Raw genomic sequence first — 18,190 nt, forward strand, 5'->3', positions numbered from 1 at the left:
ACCCCACCTCACCCTCCCCACCAAATAATGCAAGCACGCTTGATTGTTTCTGGCGGCCCTGCCATGCTGCCCCCATGTCCGATCCGACGCACGTGTTCGACGACCTGCGTGAGGAGAGCGACGAACTCGACCGGCTGGTAGCCGAGTTGAGCCCGGAGGGCTGGGCGGTCGTGACTCCCGCCGCCCGCTGGACCGTCGCTCACCAGATCGCCCATCTGGCCTGGACCGACCACTCGGCGTTGCTCGCCGTGACGGACGAGGAGGCGTTCGGCGCGCTGGTGGAGAAGGCGCTCGCTGCCCCCGAGTCGTTCGTGGACCAGGGCGCGGAGGAGGGTGCAGAGAAGCCTCCCGCTCAGCTGCTTGCCGACTGGCGGGCCGGGCGGACGGCCCTGTTGGCTGCCCTGTACGCCGCGCCCGCAAAGACCCGCTTCCCCTGGTACGGCCCACCCATGTCGGCCGCCTCCATGGCCACCGGTCGCCTCATGGAGACCTGGGCCCACGGCCAGGATGTGGCGGACGCGGTGGGTGTCGTGAGGACGCCCACGGACCGGCTCAGGCATGTGGTGCGCATCGGAGTACGGGCGCGGGACTTCGCCTTCGGTGTGCATGGGCTGACGCCGCCGAGTGAGGAGTTCCGGGTCGAACTCGTCGCACCGTCAGGCGAGTTGTGGGCCTACGGTCCCGACGACGCCCCGCAGCACGTCACCGGGCCCGCCCTCGACTTCTGTCTTCTCGTCACTCAGCGAGCCCACCGCGCCGACCTCGCGGTGGAGGCCGTAGGTCCCGATGCGGATCGATGGCTCGACATCGCCCAGGCTTTCGCGGGACCACCCGGCCCCGGGCGGCAGCCGAAGTCGAAGGGGGCCGACCAGTGAGCCCCCAGCCCATGTCCCACCCCGCGCCCCTCCGAATAGGCAACGCCTCCGGCTTCTACGGCGACCGCTTCGACGCCCTCCGCGAGATGCTCACCGGTGGACAGCTCGACGTCCTCACCGGCGACTATCTCGCCGAGCTCACCATGCTCATCCTGGGGCGGGACCGGCTCAAGGACCCGGGTGCCGGGTACGCCCGTACCTTCCTGAAGCAGTTGGAGGAGTGCCTCGGCCTCGTCCACGAGCGCGGGGTGCGGATCGTCACCAACGCCGGCGGGCTCAATCCGGCCGGACTCGCCGATGCCGTAAGGAAGTTGGCCGACCGGCTGGGGATAACCGTGCGGGTCGCGCATGTCGAGGGGGACGATCTCGTCGCCCGGTATCCGGGGTCACTCGCCGCGCATGCCTATCTCGGCGGGTTCGGTATCGCCGCCTGTCTCGGCGCGGGGGCCGATGTCGTGGTCACGGGGCGGGTCACCGACGCGGCCCTGGTGACCGGTCCCGCTGTCGCCCACTTCGGATGGGGGGCCGGCGACTACGACCGGCTCGCGGGTGCCGTGGTCGCCGGACATGTGCTGGAGTGCGGGACCCAGGCCACCGGCGGCAACTACGCGTTCTTCGCCGAGCACCCGGCGGAGAGGCTGCGCCGCCCGGGCTTTCCGCTCGCCGAGATCCATGAGGACGGTTCGTCCGTCATCACCAAGCATCCCGGCACGGGGGGAGTCGTCGACGTCGGTACCGTCACCGCTCAGCTTCTCTACGAGACGCAGGGGGCGCGGTACGCCGGTCCCGATGTCACCGCCCGCCTCGACACCGTCCGGCTCGGCCAGGACGGGCCCGACCGGGTGCGGATCGAGGGGGTGCGGGGGGAGGCCCCGCCGCCGACGCTCAAGGTCGGTCTCAATCGGCTGGGCGGCTTCCGCAACGAGGTCACCTTCGTGCTCACCGGGCTCGACATCGAGCGCAAGGCCGCTCTCGTGCGGGAGCAGATGGACCTCGCGTTCGGCAACGCCAAGTCCCGGCCCGGTGAACTTCGTTGGGATCTCGCCCGTACAGATCACGCCGACGCGCCGACCGAGGAGACCGCCAGTGCGCTGCTTCGGCTTGTCGTCCGGGACGCCGATCAGGAGGTCGTCGGGCGGGCGCTGAGTGCGGCCGCCGTCGAGCTCGCGCTGGCCAGCTACCCGGGCTTCCATGTGCTCACCCCACCTGGAAAGGGAGCGCCCTATGGCGTCTTCGACGATGTGTATGTCCCCCATGGTGCCGTCGACCATGTGGCCGTCCTCCACGACGGGCGCCGGGTTGCTGTGGCCCCGGCCCACGACACCCTCGTACTGGAAGACGTTCCACAGCCTGCCCTCCCCGAGCCTCCGCCTGGCGGCCCCACGGCGCGGGCGGCCCTTGGTCTGGTCGCCGGGGCCCGTAGCGGCGACAAGGGAGGGAACGCCAACGTGGGGGTGTGGGCGCGTACGGATGAGGCGTGGCGCTGGCTCGCCCATGCGCTGACCGTGGAACGGTTCCGCCAACTCCTGCCGGAGACCGAGGAGTTCACGGTAGTGCGACATGTGCTGCCCAACCTTCGTGCCCTCAACTTCGTCGTCGAGGGCATTCTCGGCGAGGGTGTCGCCGCCCAGCACCGTTTCGATCCGCAGGCCAAGGCCCTGGGCGAGTGGCTGCGTTCCCGTCGACTGGACATTCCGGAGGCCCTGCTGTGACCGTCCTTCCGTCCGCCGTGGACGTCAACGGTCCCGACTACCGGGCCAACCGCGAGGCCATGCTCGCCAAGCTCACCGAGCTCGATGCCGAGCACGCGAAGGCGCTCGCGGGCGGCGGGCCGAAGTACCTCGAACGGCACCGGAAACGCGGCAAGTTGCTCGCCCGCGAACGCATCGAGCTGCTGCTCGACCCCGACACCCCCTTCCTCGAACTGTCGCCGCTCGCCGCCTGGGGCAGCGACTACGCGGTAGGCGCCGCGCTCGTCACCGGTATCGGGGTGGTGGAAGGCGTGGAGTGTCTGATCACCGCCAACGACCCCACCGTGCGCGGGGGTGCGAGCAATCCCTGGTCGCTGAAGAAGGCCCTGCGCGCGAACGACATCGCGCTCGCCAACCGGCTCCCCTGCATCAGCCTCGTCGAGTCCGGCGGCGCCGATCTCCCGTCCCAGAAGGAGATCTTCATCCCCGGCGGCGCCATCTTCCGCGACCTGACCCGCCTTTCGGCCGCCGGTATCCCCACCATCGCGGTCGTCTTCGGCAACTCGACCGCCGGCGGCGCCTACATCCCCGGCATGTCCGACCACGTGATCATGGTCAAGGAGCGGGCGAAGGTGTTCCTCGGCGGGCCGCCCCTCGTGAAGATGGCGACCGGCGAGGAGAGCGACGACGAGTCGCTCGGCGGCGCCGAGATGCACGCGCGCGTGTCGGGCCTTGCCGACCACTTCGCGGTCGACGAGCAGGACGCCCTGCGCCAGGCCCGCCGCGTCGTCGCCCGCCTCAACCACCGCAAGGCGTACGGCGATCCGGGCCCGGCCGCACCCCCCAAGTACGACGAGGACGAGCTGCTGGGCATCGTCCCGGGGGACCTCAAAACCCCCTTCGACCCCCGCGAGGTCGTCGCCCGCCTTGTCGACGCCTCCGACTTCGACGAGTTCAAGCCCCTCTACGGCACCAGCCTGGTGACCGGTTGGGCCACCCTGCACGGCTATCCGATCGGCATCCTGGCGAACGCCCAAGGGGTCCTCTTCAGCCAGGAGTCCCAAAAGGCCGCCCAGTTCATCCAGTTGGCCAACCAGCGCGACATCCCGCTGCTCTTCCTGCACAACACCACTGGCTACATGGTCGGCAAGGAGTACGAGCAGGGCGGCATCATCAAGCACGGCGCGATGATGATCAACGCCGTCAGCAACAGCCGCGTACCGCACCTCTCCGTCCTCATGGGCGCCTCGTACGGCGCCGGCCACTACGGCATGTGCGGGCGCGCCTACGACCCCCGCTTCCTCTTCGCCTGGCCCAGCGCCAAGTCCGCCGTCATGGGCCCCCAACAGCTCGCCGGCGTCCTGTCGATCGTCGCCCGCCAGTCGGCCGTGGCGAAGGGGCAGCCCTACGACGAGGAGGCGGACGCGGCGCTGCGCGCCATGGTGGAGCAGCAGATCGAGTCCGAGTCCCTGCCGATGTTCCTGTCGGGGCGGCTGTACGACGACGGTGTCATCGACCCGCGCGACACCCGCACCGTCCTCGGCCTGTGCCTGTCCGCCCTCCACACGGCGCCCTTCGAGGGCGCGCGCGGTGGCTTCGGCGTCTTCCGGATGTGAGGGATCACGTGATTTCGACAGTACTGGTCGCCAACCGGGGCGAGATCGCCTGCCGGGTCTTCCGCACCTGCCGCGAACTGGGCATCCGGACCGTCGCCGTGCACTCCGACGCCGACGAGCACGCACTCCACGCACGCGTGGCCGACGCGACGGTACGGCTGCCCGGAGCGACGCCCCAAGAGACGTATCTGCGCGGCGAGTTGATCGTGAAGGCGGCCGTCGCGGCGGGCGCGGACGCGGTCCATCCCGGCTACGGCTTCCTCTCCGAGAACGCCGACTTCGCCCGCGCCGTCCTGGACGCAGGCCTGGTGTGGATCGGCCCGCCCCCCGAGGCGATCGAGGCCATGGCCTCCAAGACCCGCGCCAAGGAACTCATGGGCATCGCCTCCCTGGACCACGTCACCGAGGCCGACCTCCCCGTCCTGGTGAAGGCGGCGGCGGGCGGCGGCGGCCGCGGCATGCGTGTCGTACGCCAACTCGCCGACCTCGACGCCGAGTTGACGGCCGCCCGAGCCGAGGCCACCAGCGCCTTCGGCGACGGCGAGGTCTTCGTCGAGCCCTACGTCGAGGGCGGCCGGCACATCGAGGTACAGATCCTCGCCGACACCCACGGCACGGTCTGGGCCCTCGGCACCCGCGACTGCTCCCTCCAACGCCGCCACCAGAAGGTGATCGAGGAGTCCCCGGCACCGGGCCTCACCGATGAACTCACAGAAGAATTGCGCGAGTTGGCCACCCGCGCTGCCCACGCCGTCGCCTACGAGGGCGCCGGAACGGTCGAGTTCCTCATCTCCCCCGACGGCAGGCCCCACTTCCTCGAGATGAACACCCGCCTCCAGGTCGAACACCCCGTCACGGAGGCCGTGTTCGGCATCGACCTGGTGGCCCTGCAACTGAGGATCGCGGAGGGCGAGCCCCTGGAGGCCGCCCCTCCCCACCCCCAAGGCCACGCCATCGAGGCCCGCCTCTACGCCGAGGACCCGGCAACCGACTGGACCCCCCAGACCGGAACCCTGCACCGCCTCGCCGTCCCGGGCGGCGTCCGCCTCGACACCGGCTACACCGACGGCGACGACATCGGCGTCCACTACGACCCCATGCTCGCCAAGATCGTGGCCCACGCCCCCACCCGAGCGGAAGCCGTCCGCAAACTGGCCGGAGCCCTCGACCGCGCGACGATCCACGGCCCCCTCACCAACCGCGACCTCCTCGTACGCTCCCTGCGCCACAAGGAGTTCACGACCGGCACGATGGACACGGGCTTCTACGACCGCCACCTCACCGAACTCACCGAGCCGACCCCGGAGCCGTACGCCCCCCTCGCGGCCGCCCTCGCCGACAGCCACGGCCGCTCCCGCTTCGGCGCCGGCTGGCGCAACCTCACGTCCCAGCCACAGACCAAGCGCTACGTCATGGCCGGCGAGGAGCACGAGGTCCACTACCACCACACGAGGAACGGCCTGACCGCGGAAGGGGTACGCGTCATCCACGCGGACGCGGGTCTCGTCGTACTCGAAGTGGACGGCGTGCAAAGGAAGTTCGAGGTAGCGCGCTACGGCACCGACCAGGTGTACGTGAACACCACTACCTTGACCGCCCTCCCCCGCTTCCCCGACCCGACTGCCCAACTGGCCCCCGGCTCCCTGCTGGCACCGATGCCGGGCACGGTGGTGAGGGTCGCGGAGGACTTGGCCGTAGGAGCCGCCGTGACCGCCGGACAGCCCCTGATCTGGCTGGAGGCGATGAAGATGGAACACAAGATCACGGCACCGGTTGCGGGCACGCTGACGGCCCTGCACGCCGTGCTGGGTCAACAGGTCCAGGTCGCCTCTCTACTAGCGGTAGTCCAGCCCACCTAAGGGCGCGGGACCGTATCGGTTTGCGGCTACCGCCGCGCGAGCGCGACCAGCCACAACGAAGGAGCCAGATGCCCACCACCGAAACCGAAGAACACAAGGCCCTACGCCAAGCCGTCTCCGCCCTCGGCAAGCGCCACGGCCGCACCTACGACCGCGAGCAACTCTGGTCCGAGGCAGCCAAACTCGGCTACCTGGGCGTCAACCTCCCCGAGGAATACGGCGGCGGAGGCGGCGGCATCGCCGAACTCTCCATCGTGCTGGAGGAGTTGGGAGCAGCAGGCTGCCCCCTCCTGATGATGGTCGTGTCCCCGGCGATCTGCGGCACCGTGATCGCCCGCTTCGGCACGGAAGAACAGAAACAGACGTGGCTCCCCGCCCTCGCCGACGGCACCCGCACCATGGCCTTCGGCATCACGGAACCCGACGCCGGCTCCAACAGCCACCGCATCACCACCACCGCCCGTAGGGACGGCACGGACTGGCTGCTCACCGGCCGCAAGGTCTTCATCTCCGGCGTGGACCTGGCCGACGCGACGCTGATCGTCGGCCGCACCGAGGACTCCCGAACCGGCCGCCTCAAGCCCTGCCTGTTCATCGTCCCCCGCGACGCGGACGGCTTCACGCGCCGCCAGATCGACATGGAACTCCAGGCGGTGGAGAAGCAGTTCGAGCTGACGCTGGACGACGTGCGCCTGCCCGCCGACGCCCTCGTGGGCGACGAGGACGCGGGCCTCCTGCAACTCTTCGCCGGCCTCAACCCCGAGCGCATCATGACGGCCGCCTTCGCGATCGGCATGGGCCGCTACGCGCTCGCCCGCGCCGTCGAGTACGCACGCGACCGCACCGTGTGGGACGCCCCGATCGGCGCCCACCAGGCGATCGCGCACCCGCTCGCACAGGCGCACATCGACCTCGAACTGGCGCGCCTGATGATGCAGAAGGCGGCGTATCTGTACGACGCGGGGGACGACGTCGGCGCGGGCGAGGCGGCGAACATGGCCAAGTACGCTGCGGGGGAGGCGTGCGTGCGGGCCGTGGACCAGTCGGTGCACACGCTCGGCGGGAACGGCCTCACGCGGGAGTTCGGGCTCGCGTCGTTGATAACTGCCGCGCGTGTGGCTCGTATTGCTCCGGTGAGCCGGGAGATGATTCTCAACTACGTCTCCCACCAGACCCTGGGCCTGCCCAAGTCGTACTAGCCACTCGGCGGTCCATGCCCGTTCGTGCCAGGAGGAACCATGTTCCGCAGCGAGTACGCAGACGTCCCGGCCATAGAACTCCCCATCCACGACGCGGTGTTGGGCGGGGCCGCGGAGTTCGCGGACGAGCCCGCGCTGATCGACGGCACGGACGGCACGACCCTCACGTACGCCCAGGTGGACCGGTTCCACCGCAGCATCGCGGCCGGGCTCGCCGAGGCGGGCGTGGGAAAAGGGGACGTCCTCGCGCTGCACAGCCCGAACACGGTCGCCTTCCCGCTGGCCTTCTACGCCGCCACGCGCGCGGGTGCCGCCGTCACGACGGTGCACCCGCTCGCCACGCCGGAGGAGTTCGCCAAGCAGCTGCGGGACTCGGCGGCCCGCTGGATCGTCACCGTGTCACCGTTCCTGGAGACGGCCCGCCGCGCGGCCGAACTCGCGGGCGGTGTCGAGGAGATATTCGTCTGCGACAGCGCGCCCGGACATCGCTCGCTGGCCGACATGCTCGCCTCGACGTTCCCCGAGCCGGTGGTCGACATCGACCCCGTGGAGGACGTCGCGGCCCTCCCGTACTCCTCGGGCACGACCGGCGTCCCCAAGGGCGTCATGCTGACGCACAGTCAAATAGCCACGAACCTGGCCCAGTTGGAGCCCGCGGTCCCCACCGGCCCCGGCGACCGCATCCTCGCCGTCCTGCCGTTCTTCCACATCTACGGCCTCACGGCCCTGATGAACGCACCCCTGCGCAAGGGCGCCGCGGTAGTGGTGCTGCCCCGCTTCGACCTCGAGACCTTCCTCGCGGCCATCGAGAACCACCGCATCACCGGCCTCTACGTCGCCCCGCCGATCGTCCTGGCCCTGGCCAAACACCCGGCGGTCGCGCAGTACGACCTCTCGTCCCTGAAGTACATCATCAGCGCCGCCGCCCCCCTCGACGCGAACCTCGCCGCCGCCTGCTCGCAGCGCCTGGGCCTGCCGCCCGTGGGCCAGGCCTACGGCATGACGGAACTGTCCCCGGGCACCCACGTGGTCCCCGTACAGGACATGTCCACGGCGCCCCCCGGCACGGTCGGCAAACTCATCGCCGGCACCGAGATGCGGATCGTCTCCCTCGACGACCCCGACAAGGACCTCGGCATCGGCGAGACCGGCGAACTCCTCATCCGAGGCCCCCAGGTGATGAAGGGCTACCTCGGCCGCCCCGACGACACCGCCGCGATGATCGACGGGGACGGCTGGCTGCACACCGGTGACGTCGGCCATGTGGACGCCGGCGGCTGGACCTTCGTCGTAGACCGGGTCAAGGAACTCATCAAGTACAAGGGCTTCCAGGTGGCCCCCGCCGAACTGGAGGCCCTCCTGCTCACCCACCCCGGCATCGCCGACGCGGCCGTCGTGGGCGAGTACAACGAGGACAACAACGAGGTCCCGCACGCGTACGTGGTCCGCCAGAGCACGGCCGCTGACCTCCCCGAACCGACCGAAGGCGAGGTCATGATGTACGTAGCCGAACGCGTCGCCCCCTACAAACGGGTCCGCCGGGTCACCTTCATCGACGCCGTCCCGCGCGCCGCCTCCGGCAAGATCCTGCGCCGCGAACTCCGAGGCCGCTCATGACCCTGATCGGCCGGACCCGCACACGTGGCATCGAGACCCTGAGCCTGGACTCACCGGACACCCGCAACGCCCTGTCGGCGCCCCTGGTGGCCGAGCTGGCGGACGCCCTCGCCGACTGCGCCAAGGACACGGACGTACGGGCGATCGTCCTGACCCACACGGGGAACACGTTCTGCGCGGGCGCGGACCTACGGAACCCGCCGCCCCCGGACGCGCTGGTGGCCCTGCTCCGCCAGATCGTGGAGGTACCCAAGCCGGTGGTCGCCCGAGTGACCGGCCACGTACGGGCGGGCGGCCTCGGCCTCCTCGCGGCCTGCGACATCGCGGCGGCATCCGGGGAAGCCACCTTCGCCTTCACGGAGGTACGGATCGGGGTCGCCCCGGCGGTGATCTCCCTCCCGCTCCTGCCCCGCACCGACCCCCGCGCCCTGGCCCGCTACTACCTCACCGGCGAGCGTTTCGACGCGCCGGAAGCGGCCCGCATCGGCCTGCTGACGACAGCGGGAGAGGACGTGGACGAGTCCCTCGCCCCCATCCTCGACGGCCTGCGCCGCTCCGCCCCCGAGGCCCTGGCCGAGACGAAACGGCTGCTCACGGCTAGGGTGCTGGAAACCTTCGACCGGGACGCGGCCGACCTGACCGCGCTCTCGGCACGGCTGTTCGCCTCCGCGCAGGCCCGCGAGGGGATGACGGCCTTCCTCGAACGACGGGATCCCGCATGGCTGGTGTGAGCGCGGCGCCCGCGCCGGGCACGGTCGACCGCAGACCCAAGCAGGACCGCAGCCGGGCCACCCGGCAGCGCCTCCTGGAGGCCGCCGTGTCCTGCCTCGCCGAACACGGCTGGGCAGGCTCCACGGTAGCCGTCGTGGCCGAACGCGCCGGCGTCTCCCGAGGCGCCGCCCAACACCACTTCCCCACCCGCGAGGACCTCTTCACGGCGGCGGTCGAGTACGTGGCCGAGGAACGCTCCACGGCGCTGCGGGCCCTGTTCCCGGAGGGCGCGGAAGACCGCCGGGCAGTGGTAGAGGCCCTGGTCAGCCTCTACACGGGCCCCTTGTTCCGAGCGGCCCTGCATCTGTGGGTAGCGGCCTCGAACGAGGACCAACTCCGCCCTCGGGTAACGGAGCTGGAGGCGAAGGTGGGCCGAGAGACCCACAGAATCGCGGTGGACCTGCTGGGCGCGGACGAGTCCAAGCCGGGCGTACGGGAAACGGTCCAGGGCCTCCTGGACATGGCAAGGGGTCTGGGCTTGGCGAACCTGCTCACGGACGACAGGGGGCGCAGGGAGCGAGTGGTGGCTCAGTGGTCTGTCCTGTTGGAGGACACCTTGGGCTGAGGCTTTTGTCTTTAGGGGCGCGGGGAACTGCGCGACCAGCCCCCACGGACCCGCAGTCGCCCACGAACCGATCCACCTCTCTCAGTGGGCGATATCCCCAAACCCCTCGATCGACTCAGGCCCCCGCGAGGCAGGCCCCACATACCGCGCGGACGGCCGCACAAGCCGCCCCGTCCGCTTCTGCTCAAGAATGTGCGCCGACCACCCCGCCGTCCGCGCACACGTGAACATCGAAGTGAACATGTGCGCCGGCACCTCGGCGAAGTCGAGCACGATCGCCGCCCAGAACTCGACGTTGGTCGCGAGCACCCGGTCGGGACGCCGAGCGTGCAGCTCGGCAAGCGCGGCCTTCTCCAACGCCTCCGCGATCTCGAACCGAGGCGCCCCCAACTCCCGCGCCGTACGCCGCAGTACACGCGCCCGAGGATCCTCGGCCCGGTACACCCGGTGCCCGAACCCCATCAACCGCTCACCCTTGTCGAGCGCCTGCCGCACATACGCCTCGGCATCCCCGGTCCGCTCGATCTCCTCGATCATCCCGAGCACCCGGGACGGCGCACCACCATGCAGCGGCCCGGACATGGCGCCCACGGCACCGGACAGCGCGGCGGCGACATCCGCCCCGGTCGACGCGATGACCCGAGCGGTGAAGGTCGACGCGTTCATGCCGTGCTCGGCGGCGGACGTCCAGTACGCATCCACCGCGGCGACATGCTTCGGATCCGGCTCGCCCCGCCACCGGATCATGAACCGCTCGACAACGGACTGAGCCTTGTCGATCTCCCGCTGCGGCACCATCGCGTTGCCCTGCCCGCGCGCGGACTGGGCGACGTAGGACAGCGCCATGACGGCCGCGCGGGCGAGGTCGTCGCGGGCCTGCTCCTCATCGATGTCGAGGAGGGGCTTGAGGCCCCACACGGGCGCGAGCATGGCCAGCGCGGACTGTACGTCGACGCGGATGTCACCGGAGTGCACCGGGATCGGGAACGGCTCGGCGGGCGGCAGCCCGGGATTGAAGGCGCCGTCGACGAGCAGCCCCCACACGTTGCCGAACGAGACGTGCCCGACCAGATCCTCGATGTCGACGCCCCGGTACCGCAGGGCGCCGCCTTCCTTGTCCGGTTCGGCGATCTCCGTCTCGAACGCGACGACTCCCTCGAGTCCAGGTACAAAGCCGGGGTCGGACATCAGGCGGCTCCTCATGCTGTGGCTCCACGGTCGCTCGGGACTCGCGGGCCGAAGATAGAGACAGCAGCACCATAACGCCGGGTGCCACCCAAGGGGAGGTCTGCGGCACTGAGTGCCACCCGAACTCGTGGCCGCACCCGCCGTACGGCAGGATGACCGCCGTGACCGACCGCGATCCCACCGCCGGTGAAGCCACCGCCCCCGATTCCGCCGCCCGTGACCCCCGCCTCGACCCCGCCGCGATGCGCAGGCAGTACCGGGCGGAGGGCCTCGACGAGCGGGACCTGGCGCCCGGCCCCATGACCCAGTTCGGCCGCTGGTTCGAGGAGGCGGCGCTCCAGGACCTCGTCTACGAGCCCAACGCCATGGTCGTCTCCACCGCCGACCCCGAGGGCCGCCCCAGCTCCCGCACGGTCCTCCTCAAGGACTACGACGAGCAGGGCTTCGTCTTCTACACGAACTACGAGTCCCGCAAGGCCCGCGAACTCGCCGCCAACCCCTACGTCTCCCTGCTCTTCCCCTGGCACCCGATGGCCCGCCAGGTCCTGGTCACCGGCACCGCGCGCCGCACCGGCCGTGACGAGACCGCCGCGTACTTCCGCACCCGCCCGCACGGTTCCCAGCTCGGCGCGTGGGCCAGCGCCCAGTCCTCGGTGATCGCCTCCCGGACCGAACTGGAGTCGTCCTACGCCGAGTTGACCACCCGCTACCCCGAGGGCGAACAGGTCCCGGTCCCACCCCACTGGGGCGGCTTCCGCATCGCCCCCCAGACGGTCGAGTTCTGGCAGGGCCGAGAAAACCGCCTCCACGACCGCCTCCGCTACACCGCCGAACAGGACGGCAGCTGGCGGGTGGAGCGGCTCAGCCCCTGAACACTCCTGGCCCTGGATTTGGGACAAGGTCCCTGGCTTCGGCCGGGGGAGCGAGGGAGAGGGACGACGTGCGGATTCGGTTTCGGTTTCAGTCGGGCGGGCTGGGCGCCCGCCGATGGATCCTCATCGGAGTGATCACGTTCGGATCGCTGTTCCTGACCGTCGGACTGATTCTCGCCGGGGTGTCGGTCTCGTTCCTGACGGGCGCGGACCGCGCCCCGGGCACTGTCGTCTCCCTGGACCGGCGGGCCGGCCACAGCACCGGCACCTCTGGCTGCTGCCCCTGACACGCAGACGACCCGCGAGCTCAGGTCCCTCCGCCTCACGGCGGGGGAGCCGGCCGGACGTACCGGCGAGCTCGCGGGTCGGGTGACTGCGTTGGGTTAGGCCGGTTGCGCGCAACTCACACACGCGGGCCCGGCGCCGAACCGAGTACGACGGCGGGCCACTAGCCCGCAGCCACCTCTTCCGTCCGGTATCCATACATCTGCCGAACCACCTCCTTTCCGAAGTACTCGCCACCCTAAGAACCCCCTGCCGACGGATCAACCGCTTTTCGCGGACGGCATAGGCCACGGCAGCACCGTCAGCTCCGGCCAGGACTTCCGCCAGCGGGCCGTCTTCGTCTCGTAGACCTGTTGGGGGGCCTGTGCCGGGTTCGGGCGTACGACGAGGTTGAAGATGTCGGAGAGGCCGTGCGGGGCGTAGACGCGCCAGGTGCCGTCCTCCTCGAGGCGTACGGCGAGGCAGCAGGTGGTCGACGCGAAGGAGTCGATCGCGGATTCGACGGAGTCGTACGGAGGGCACGGGGTGCCGAATTTCTGCTCGTACCAGAGGTGGACGCGGGCCTCGTTGCGGATCTCCACCTCGGCGGGGAGGCCGGCGAAGGCTTCGCGGCCCGCGCGGATCGCCGTGTCCTCCGCCTCCCAGGAGAGGTCGGTGGCGTCGTAGTAGAAGACGTCGTAGTCCTTGATGCCGTGGGTGGGGGGACGGCCGGTGACCGTGTTCCAGATCGTTTGGAAGAGGCAGCCCGCGGTGAGGTACCAGTCGGGGAGGTCGAGGGCCGCGGCGCGGTCGAGGACCTCCAGGAGGGTTCCGTTGCGGGACAGCGTCGTCCGCAGCGCGGTGAGCTGTTCGTCGAGGGGGAGGCGGGCGGGCATCGGTCGAGTGTGCCGGTGCCGGAAGCGGTGCCGTACAACGATTCCCTCAATCTTTGGGAACGCGGTGTGTGCTGCGTCACGTTCGAGTTGAATGATGGTGAGTGAGTGAACCGACGCTCCGTGTCCGCGGACGCAGCCTGCAGGGGGTCCAGGTGAGTGCTTCCCGGCGTAGTGGGACCACCGACGAGTTGGGTCCCGACGAGCCCGAGCGGGACGGTGGTCCCGAGGGGCCCGGTGGGTCCGATCTGCTGGCTGCCCTGCTGGACGGCATGGACGCGGCACTGTGTGCCTTCGACGCCGACGGCGTGCTGACCCACTGGAACCGCGAGGCCGAGCGCATCCTCGGCTGGACCGCGGCCGAGGCCGTCGGACGGCACGGGCTCGCCGGGTGGGCCGTACGGAGTGCGGACGCCGAGGAGGTCGAGGGGCGGCTGATGTCCGCCATGCAGGCTCCCGGGCGGCAGGTCAACGAGTTCGCCCTCCTTACGAAGGACGGTGGGCGGGTGCTTGTGCGGACGCAGTCCGCCGCCGTGCGCGGTCCCGACGGGAAGCCCGCCGGGGTCTACTGCGCCTTCAGCGAGGTGCATGCCCAGATCGACCTCGAGCGGTCGATCGCCCTCAGCGAGGCCCTCTTCGAGGACGCCTCCTGGGGAGTCGTGCTCGTCGACGCCGATCTGCGGCCCGCCGTCGTCAACGCGCATGCCGCGCGGGCGCTCGGCACCGGACGCACCTCCGTCCTGGGGCGGCCTCTTGGCGAGCTGCTGGCCCAGGGCGTCGAGGAGTTGGAGGCCGCGCTCACACATGTGCTGGCCGAGGGCGCGCCGCCCGCGCCGGCCGAGATCTGGGTGAGCGTACGGACGCCCGAGGGGCATCTGCGGCGCTGCTGGCGGAGCGGGTTCCTGCGGCTGGCCTCGCCGCTCACCGAGGAACCGGTGCCGCTGGGTGTCGGCTGGCTCTTCCAGGACGTCACCGAGGCCAAGCAGATCGAGCAGGAGGCCTCGCTGCTGCGGTTCCGGGCCCAGCAGCTGCACCGGGCCGCGCGCGCCGCCGCCGAGTGCGAGGACCCGCGCGACGCGGCCACCGTCCACCTCGACTTCGCCCTCGCCGGCTTCGCCGACCACGCGCTCGTCGACCGGGTCGTGGGTGGATCGTTGAACGATTCCGATGGGGGCCAGGTCGCAGCCGTACGGCTCGTCCGGGTCGCCGCCACACCCACCGGGGCGCCGGGGCCCAGCCTGCTCACCGGTGCGGCCGGGCTGCCCGTGCGCTACGGAGAGGGACATCCCGCCCTCCAGTGCGTCGAACGCGTCGGCTCCGTGCGGGCCGGCATCGGCGCCGCCCCGCCCGAACAGGCCCGGGAGTGGGCCCGGGCCCGCCAGTGGCCCCAGGACGCCGTGCACGCGCTGTGCGCGGTACTGCGCAGCCGGGGGCGGACGCTGGGTGTGGTGACGTTCCTGCGCGGGGCGGGCCGCAGCCAGTTCGAACGGTCCGACTCGATCTACGCCGAGGACGTGGCCGTACGGATCGCGGCGGCGCTGGATCTGGCGGCGGAAGCGGGCGAGAAGCAGTAGGGGTGCCTCAGTGCCTCAGTACGGGTAGGCACTGGTACTGATAGGCCTCAGTACTGGTAGAAGATCCGGTCCCGGTACTCCTCGAACACGCGGGCGTTCCACTCGTGGCCGCCGTCCACGTTCCCGGAGCGCAGCAGCGGCGGCTCGATGCCGCGGTCGGCGAGGGTCGCCGCCGCCGTCGCCATGACGGCCTGGAGGAGGGCGGCGGTGACGACCGTGGAGGCGGGGGCGAAGGGGGCGGGGATGGCGTCGTGGGTGAGTTCCGCGTCGCCGATCGCGATCTTCGAGTCGAGTACGACGTCGCAGTGGTCCTTGAGGTACGTCCCCGAGGTGTGCCGTGACGTCGTCTCCGAGGCGTACGCCACCGAGGTGACGCCGATGACGCGGACGCCGAGGGCGCGGGCCTTCATGGCCATCTCCACGGGCAGGGCGTTGCGGCCCGAGAGCGAGATGATCACCAGGGCGTCGCCGGCGCGCAGCGGTGAGGTCTCCAGGACCACGCTCGCGAGGCCGTCGACACGCTCCAGGGCGGAGCCCAGTGTGGCCGGCATGACGTCGACGCCGAGGACCCCGGGGACCACGAGCAGGTTCATCAGGGCGAGTCCGCCCGCGCGGTAGACGAGGTCCTGCGCGGCGAGCGAGGAGTGCCCGGCGCCGAAGGCGAAGAGGCGGCCGCTGTCGGCCACGGTGTCCGCGAGGAGCGTGCCGGCCGCCCCGACGGAGTCGGCCTCTTCGTCGCTGACCCGCTGGAGCAGGGTGATCGCGGCGTCGAAGAACTGGCCGGCCGGCGTACGGTCGCTCATGCGGGAGCCCCCTCGGTGAGTTTGTGTCGCGGATCACCGTGCGGTCTGGACCAAGTGGATGTCAATACGGCGTCGAGGGCGATCCGGTCCGCCGCGGAGCGGTCGGAGAGGGGCTGTGCGGACCGCCGTAACCGGCTGGTTTCAACGGCGCGGCACGGTTGTCAGTGCGATGCGTCAGAATTGAGTCCAGGGCCAGCGCACGCGCCGCGGAGCCGCCGAGCTTCGGGCAGAGGTAATCGAGGGGCACGTATGTCCGGACTGATCGACACCACGGAGATGTATCTCCGCACCATCCTCGAGCTGGAGGAGGAAGGTGTGGTCCCCATGCGCGCCCGCATCGCCGAGCGGCTCGACCAGAGCGGCCCGACGGTGAGCCAGACGGTGGCGCGCATGGAGCGCGACGGCCTGGTGGCCGTCGCCAGCGACCGCCATCTTGAGCTGACGGACGAGGGCCGCCGGCTGGCCACGCGCGTGATGCGCAAGCACCGGCTCGCCGAGTGTCTGCTCGTCGACGTGATCGGCCTGGAGTGGGAGCAGGTGCACGCCGAGGCCTGCCGCTGGGAGCACGTGATGAGCGAGGCCGTGGAGCGGCGCGTGCTGGAGCTGCTGCGCCACCCCACGGAGTCGCCGTACGGCAATCCGATCCCCGGTCTCGAGGAGCTGGGCGAGAAGGACGGGGCCGACCCGTTCCTCGACGAGGGCATGGTGTCGCTGGCCGAGCTGGACCCGGGCCTGGACGGCAAGACGGTCGTGGTGCGCCGGATCGGCGAGCCCATCCAGACGGACGCCCAGCTGATGTACACGCTGCGCCGCGCGGGTGTGCAGCCCGGCTCGGTGGTGAGTGTGACGGAGTCGGCGGGCGGGGTGCTGGTGGGCAGCGGTGGCGAGGCGGCCGAGCTGGACTCGGACATCGCCTCGCATGTGTTCGTCGCCAAGCGCTGACCACGTCCTTCGCCCGGCGGGGTCGTCAACTCGTTTGGCTGGAGAGGCAGTTGTGGCGTTTCGCCGGACGCGGAGATTCCAAGATTCAGTGTGCTGAATCGCAGCGCGGGGGCGCTTCGCGTGCCAGGCTGTCGCGTGAGGCATATGACCGTGAGGGGGCGGGAGGATGTGCCGCAGACATGGGGAAGGCCCCGGCGCCGTGCGGCGCCGGGGCCTGTCCTCCCCCGTGCTGACCCGGAGCCCCGAGCTCTCAGGGTCATCCCCTTCGGACCGTTTTCCCCGAGCGGTCCGCCTCCCGGTGAAGATCTCCCCTCGGCGGCGGCGATCATTCCTTGAGCCGGGTCACTCGAACGAGGGGTGTTGCGGCCGGAGACAGCATTTTCGAATCTGTATTCGATAACCTGTGGGTGATGAAACGCGCGGGGCGTGACCTGTAGGAAGAGACGAGCAAGAGAAGAGACAGCAGCAAGAACGAACGGCACAAGCGGCAGAGCGTGGCTAGGGGGGTGCCAGGACCAATGGCGCGGCGCATCGACGTGACCGGAGCAGGCGGCGTACGCCTGGCCGCATGGGAGTTCGCGGACCCTCCCAAGCTGGGGGAGATCGAGCGGGCACCCGGAGTTCTCTTACTGCACGGCCTGATGGGCCGTGCCTCGCACTGGGCGTCCACCGCCCGCTGGCTCTCCGAACGGCACCGCGCGGTCGCACTCGACCAGCGCGGCCACGGCCAGAGCGACAAGCCGCCGCAGGCGGCGTTCACCCGTGAGGCCTACGTCGAGGACGCGGAGGCCGCGTTGGAACAGCTGGGGCTCGCCCCGGTCGTCCTCATCGGCCACGCGATGGGCGCGCTGACCGCGTGGCAGCTCGCCGCGAAGCGCCCCGATCTGGTGCGGGGGCTGATCATCTGCGACATGCGCGCGTCCGCGCTGGGCGCGGCCTCGCAGCGGGAGTGGTCGGACTGGTTCAAGTCCTGGCCCGTTCCCTTCGCCACGCTCGCGGACGTCCGCAAGTGGTTCGGCGAGGACGATCCCTGGGTGGAGCGGCCGAATCCCTCTCGGGGGGAGTTCTACGCCGAGGTCATGCACGAGTCTCCCGACGGGTGGCGGCCGGTGTTCGAGCCGGAGCAGATGCTGAAGTCGCGGGAGACGTGGGTGTACGACGCGCACTGGGAGGAACTGGCCCAGGTTCAGTGTCCCGCGCTGGTGGTGCGGGGGCTGGACGGGGAGTTGGGGCGGGCGGAGGCGCAGGAGATGGTGCGGGTGCTGCCGCACGGGGAGTATGCCGAGGTGGCTGATGCCGGGCATCTTGTGCACTACGACCAGCCGGAGGCTTGGCGGGCTGCTGTTGAGCCGTTTCTTGATGGGGTGTTGGTGTGAGATCGCCCAGGAGCTCGGGGGTTCGGGTACGTGGGCGGGTGCGGGTGCGTGGTGGCTGGTCGCGCAGTTCCCCGCGCCCCTAAAG

At 70.6% G+C, this 18,190-nt stretch carries 16 protein-coding genes; 13 read left to right on the forward strand and 3 right to left on the reverse strand.

Annotated elements, in window-relative coordinates; all coding sequences use genetic code 11:
- The first annotated feature begins 74 nt into the window (after positions 1-74).
- The 8 genes from ACFXC1_RS18855 to ACFXC1_RS18890 all read left to right on the forward strand — a co-directional run bounded on the left by ACFXC1_RS18855 (position 75) and on the right by ACFXC1_RS18890 (position 10,193).
- Entirely contained in the window at positions 75-875 is an 801-nt protein-coding gene (locus ACFXC1_RS18855) for a TIGR03084 family metal-binding protein (RefSeq protein ID WP_381244035.1), read from the forward strand.
- An 11-nt stretch (positions 876-886) separates the two neighbouring features.
- Positions 887-2,587 carry an acyclic terpene utilization AtuA family protein gene (locus ACFXC1_RS18860; RefSeq protein WP_381244315.1) on the forward strand — a complete coding sequence of 567 codons (1,701 nt, stop codon included), beginning with the start codon at positions 887-889 and terminating at the stop codon, positions 2,585-2,587.
- A complete protein-coding gene (locus ACFXC1_RS18865) occupies positions 2,584-4,182 on the forward strand; it encodes an acyl-CoA carboxylase subunit beta (protein WP_381244036.1) in 1,599 nt (532 codons plus the stop codon). Before ACFXC1_RS18860 ends, ACFXC1_RS18865 begins: the two co-directional genes overlap by 4 nt.
- 8 nt (positions 4,183-4,190) lie before the next feature.
- Positions 4,191-6,041 (forward strand): acetyl/propionyl/methylcrotonyl-CoA carboxylase subunit alpha, encoded by a 1,851-nt coding sequence (locus tag ACFXC1_RS18870; protein WP_381244037.1) that lies wholly within the window; start codon positions 4,191-4,193, stop codon positions 6,039-6,041.
- 68 nt (positions 6,042-6,109) lie between these two features.
- Positions 6,110-7,240, forward strand: coding sequence for an acyl-CoA dehydrogenase family protein (locus ACFXC1_RS18875; RefSeq protein WP_381244039.1), 1,131 nt, complete (start codon positions 6,110-6,112; stop codon positions 7,238-7,240).
- Between the two features lie 39 nt (positions 7,241-7,279).
- Positions 7,280-8,857 (forward strand): 4-coumarate--CoA ligase family protein, encoded by a 1,578-nt coding sequence (locus ACFXC1_RS18880; protein ID WP_381244041.1) that lies wholly within the window; start codon positions 7,280-7,282, stop codon positions 8,855-8,857.
- A complete protein-coding gene (locus ACFXC1_RS18885; RefSeq protein WP_381244042.1) occupies positions 8,854-9,588 on the forward strand; it encodes an enoyl-CoA hydratase family protein in 735 nt (244 codons plus the stop codon). Before ACFXC1_RS18880 ends, ACFXC1_RS18885 begins: the two co-directional genes overlap by 4 nt.
- Positions 9,576-10,193, forward strand: a complete 618-nt coding sequence (locus ACFXC1_RS18890) for a TetR/AcrR family transcriptional regulator (protein WP_381244044.1) — start codon at positions 9,576-9,578, stop codon at positions 10,191-10,193. The genes ACFXC1_RS18885 and ACFXC1_RS18890 overlap by 13 nt, the downstream gene beginning before the upstream one ends.
- Before the next feature lie 81 nt (positions 10,194-10,274).
- Here the strand turns inward: ACFXC1_RS18890 and ACFXC1_RS18895 are convergent, their stop codons facing one another.
- Positions 10,275-11,381 carry a citrate synthase 2 gene (locus ACFXC1_RS18895; RefSeq protein WP_381244046.1) on the reverse strand — a complete coding sequence of 369 codons (1,107 nt, stop codon included), beginning with the start codon at positions 11,379-11,381 and terminating at the stop codon, positions 10,275-10,277.
- A 152-nt stretch (positions 11,382-11,533) separates the two neighbouring features.
- Here ACFXC1_RS18895 and pdxH point away from each other — a divergent pair, with 152 nt between their 5' ends.
- Positions 11,534-12,253, forward strand: a complete 720-nt coding sequence (gene pdxH, locus ACFXC1_RS18900) for a pyridoxamine 5'-phosphate oxidase (RefSeq protein WP_381244048.1) — start codon at positions 11,534-11,536, stop codon at positions 12,251-12,253.
- Between the two features lie 131 nt (positions 12,254-12,384).
- Complete coding sequence (locus ACFXC1_RS18905; protein WP_381244050.1) at positions 12,385-12,540, forward strand: hypothetical protein; 156 nt, start codon at positions 12,385-12,387, stop codon at positions 12,538-12,540.
- Between the two features lie 258 nt (positions 12,541-12,798).
- On the opposite strand, the gene ACFXC1_RS18910 is transcribed toward ACFXC1_RS18905, so the two are convergent.
- On the reverse strand, positions 12,799-13,413 hold the full coding sequence (locus ACFXC1_RS18910; protein WP_381244052.1) for a nucleotidyltransferase family protein: 615 nt from the start codon (positions 13,411-13,413) through the stop codon (positions 12,799-12,801).
- 152 nt (positions 13,414-13,565) lie between these two features.
- Here ACFXC1_RS18910 and ACFXC1_RS18915 point away from each other — a divergent pair, with 152 nt between their 5' ends.
- A complete protein-coding gene (locus ACFXC1_RS18915) occupies positions 13,566-14,984 on the forward strand; it encodes a PAS domain-containing protein (RefSeq protein ID WP_381244053.1) in 1,419 nt (472 codons plus the stop codon).
- A gap of 47 nt (positions 14,985-15,031) precedes the next feature.
- Here the strand turns inward: ACFXC1_RS18915 and ACFXC1_RS18920 are convergent, their stop codons facing one another.
- The gene (locus ACFXC1_RS18920) at positions 15,032-15,787 is read right to left on the reverse strand and encodes an SIS domain-containing protein (RefSeq protein WP_381244055.1); all 756 of its coding nucleotides are present in this window, start codon (positions 15,785-15,787) and stop codon (positions 15,032-15,034) included.
- A gap of 249 nt (positions 15,788-16,036) precedes the next feature.
- Between ACFXC1_RS18920 and ACFXC1_RS18925 the strand changes: the two genes are divergently transcribed.
- Positions 16,037-16,729, forward strand: coding sequence for a metal-dependent transcriptional regulator (locus tag ACFXC1_RS18925; RefSeq protein WP_019075666.1), 693 nt, complete (start codon positions 16,037-16,039; stop codon positions 16,727-16,729).
- A gap of 518 nt (positions 16,730-17,247) precedes the next feature.
- A complete protein-coding gene (locus ACFXC1_RS18930; protein ID WP_381244057.1) occupies positions 17,248-18,105 on the forward strand; it encodes an alpha/beta fold hydrolase in 858 nt (285 codons plus the stop codon).
- The last annotated feature ends 85 nt before the right edge of the window (positions 18,106-18,190 follow it).

It is taken from the genome of Streptomyces hokutonensis (assembly GCF_042751305.1).
GTDB classification, from domain to species: Bacteria; Actinomycetota; Actinomycetes; order Streptomycetales; family Streptomycetaceae; genus Streptomyces; species Streptomyces hokutonensis_A.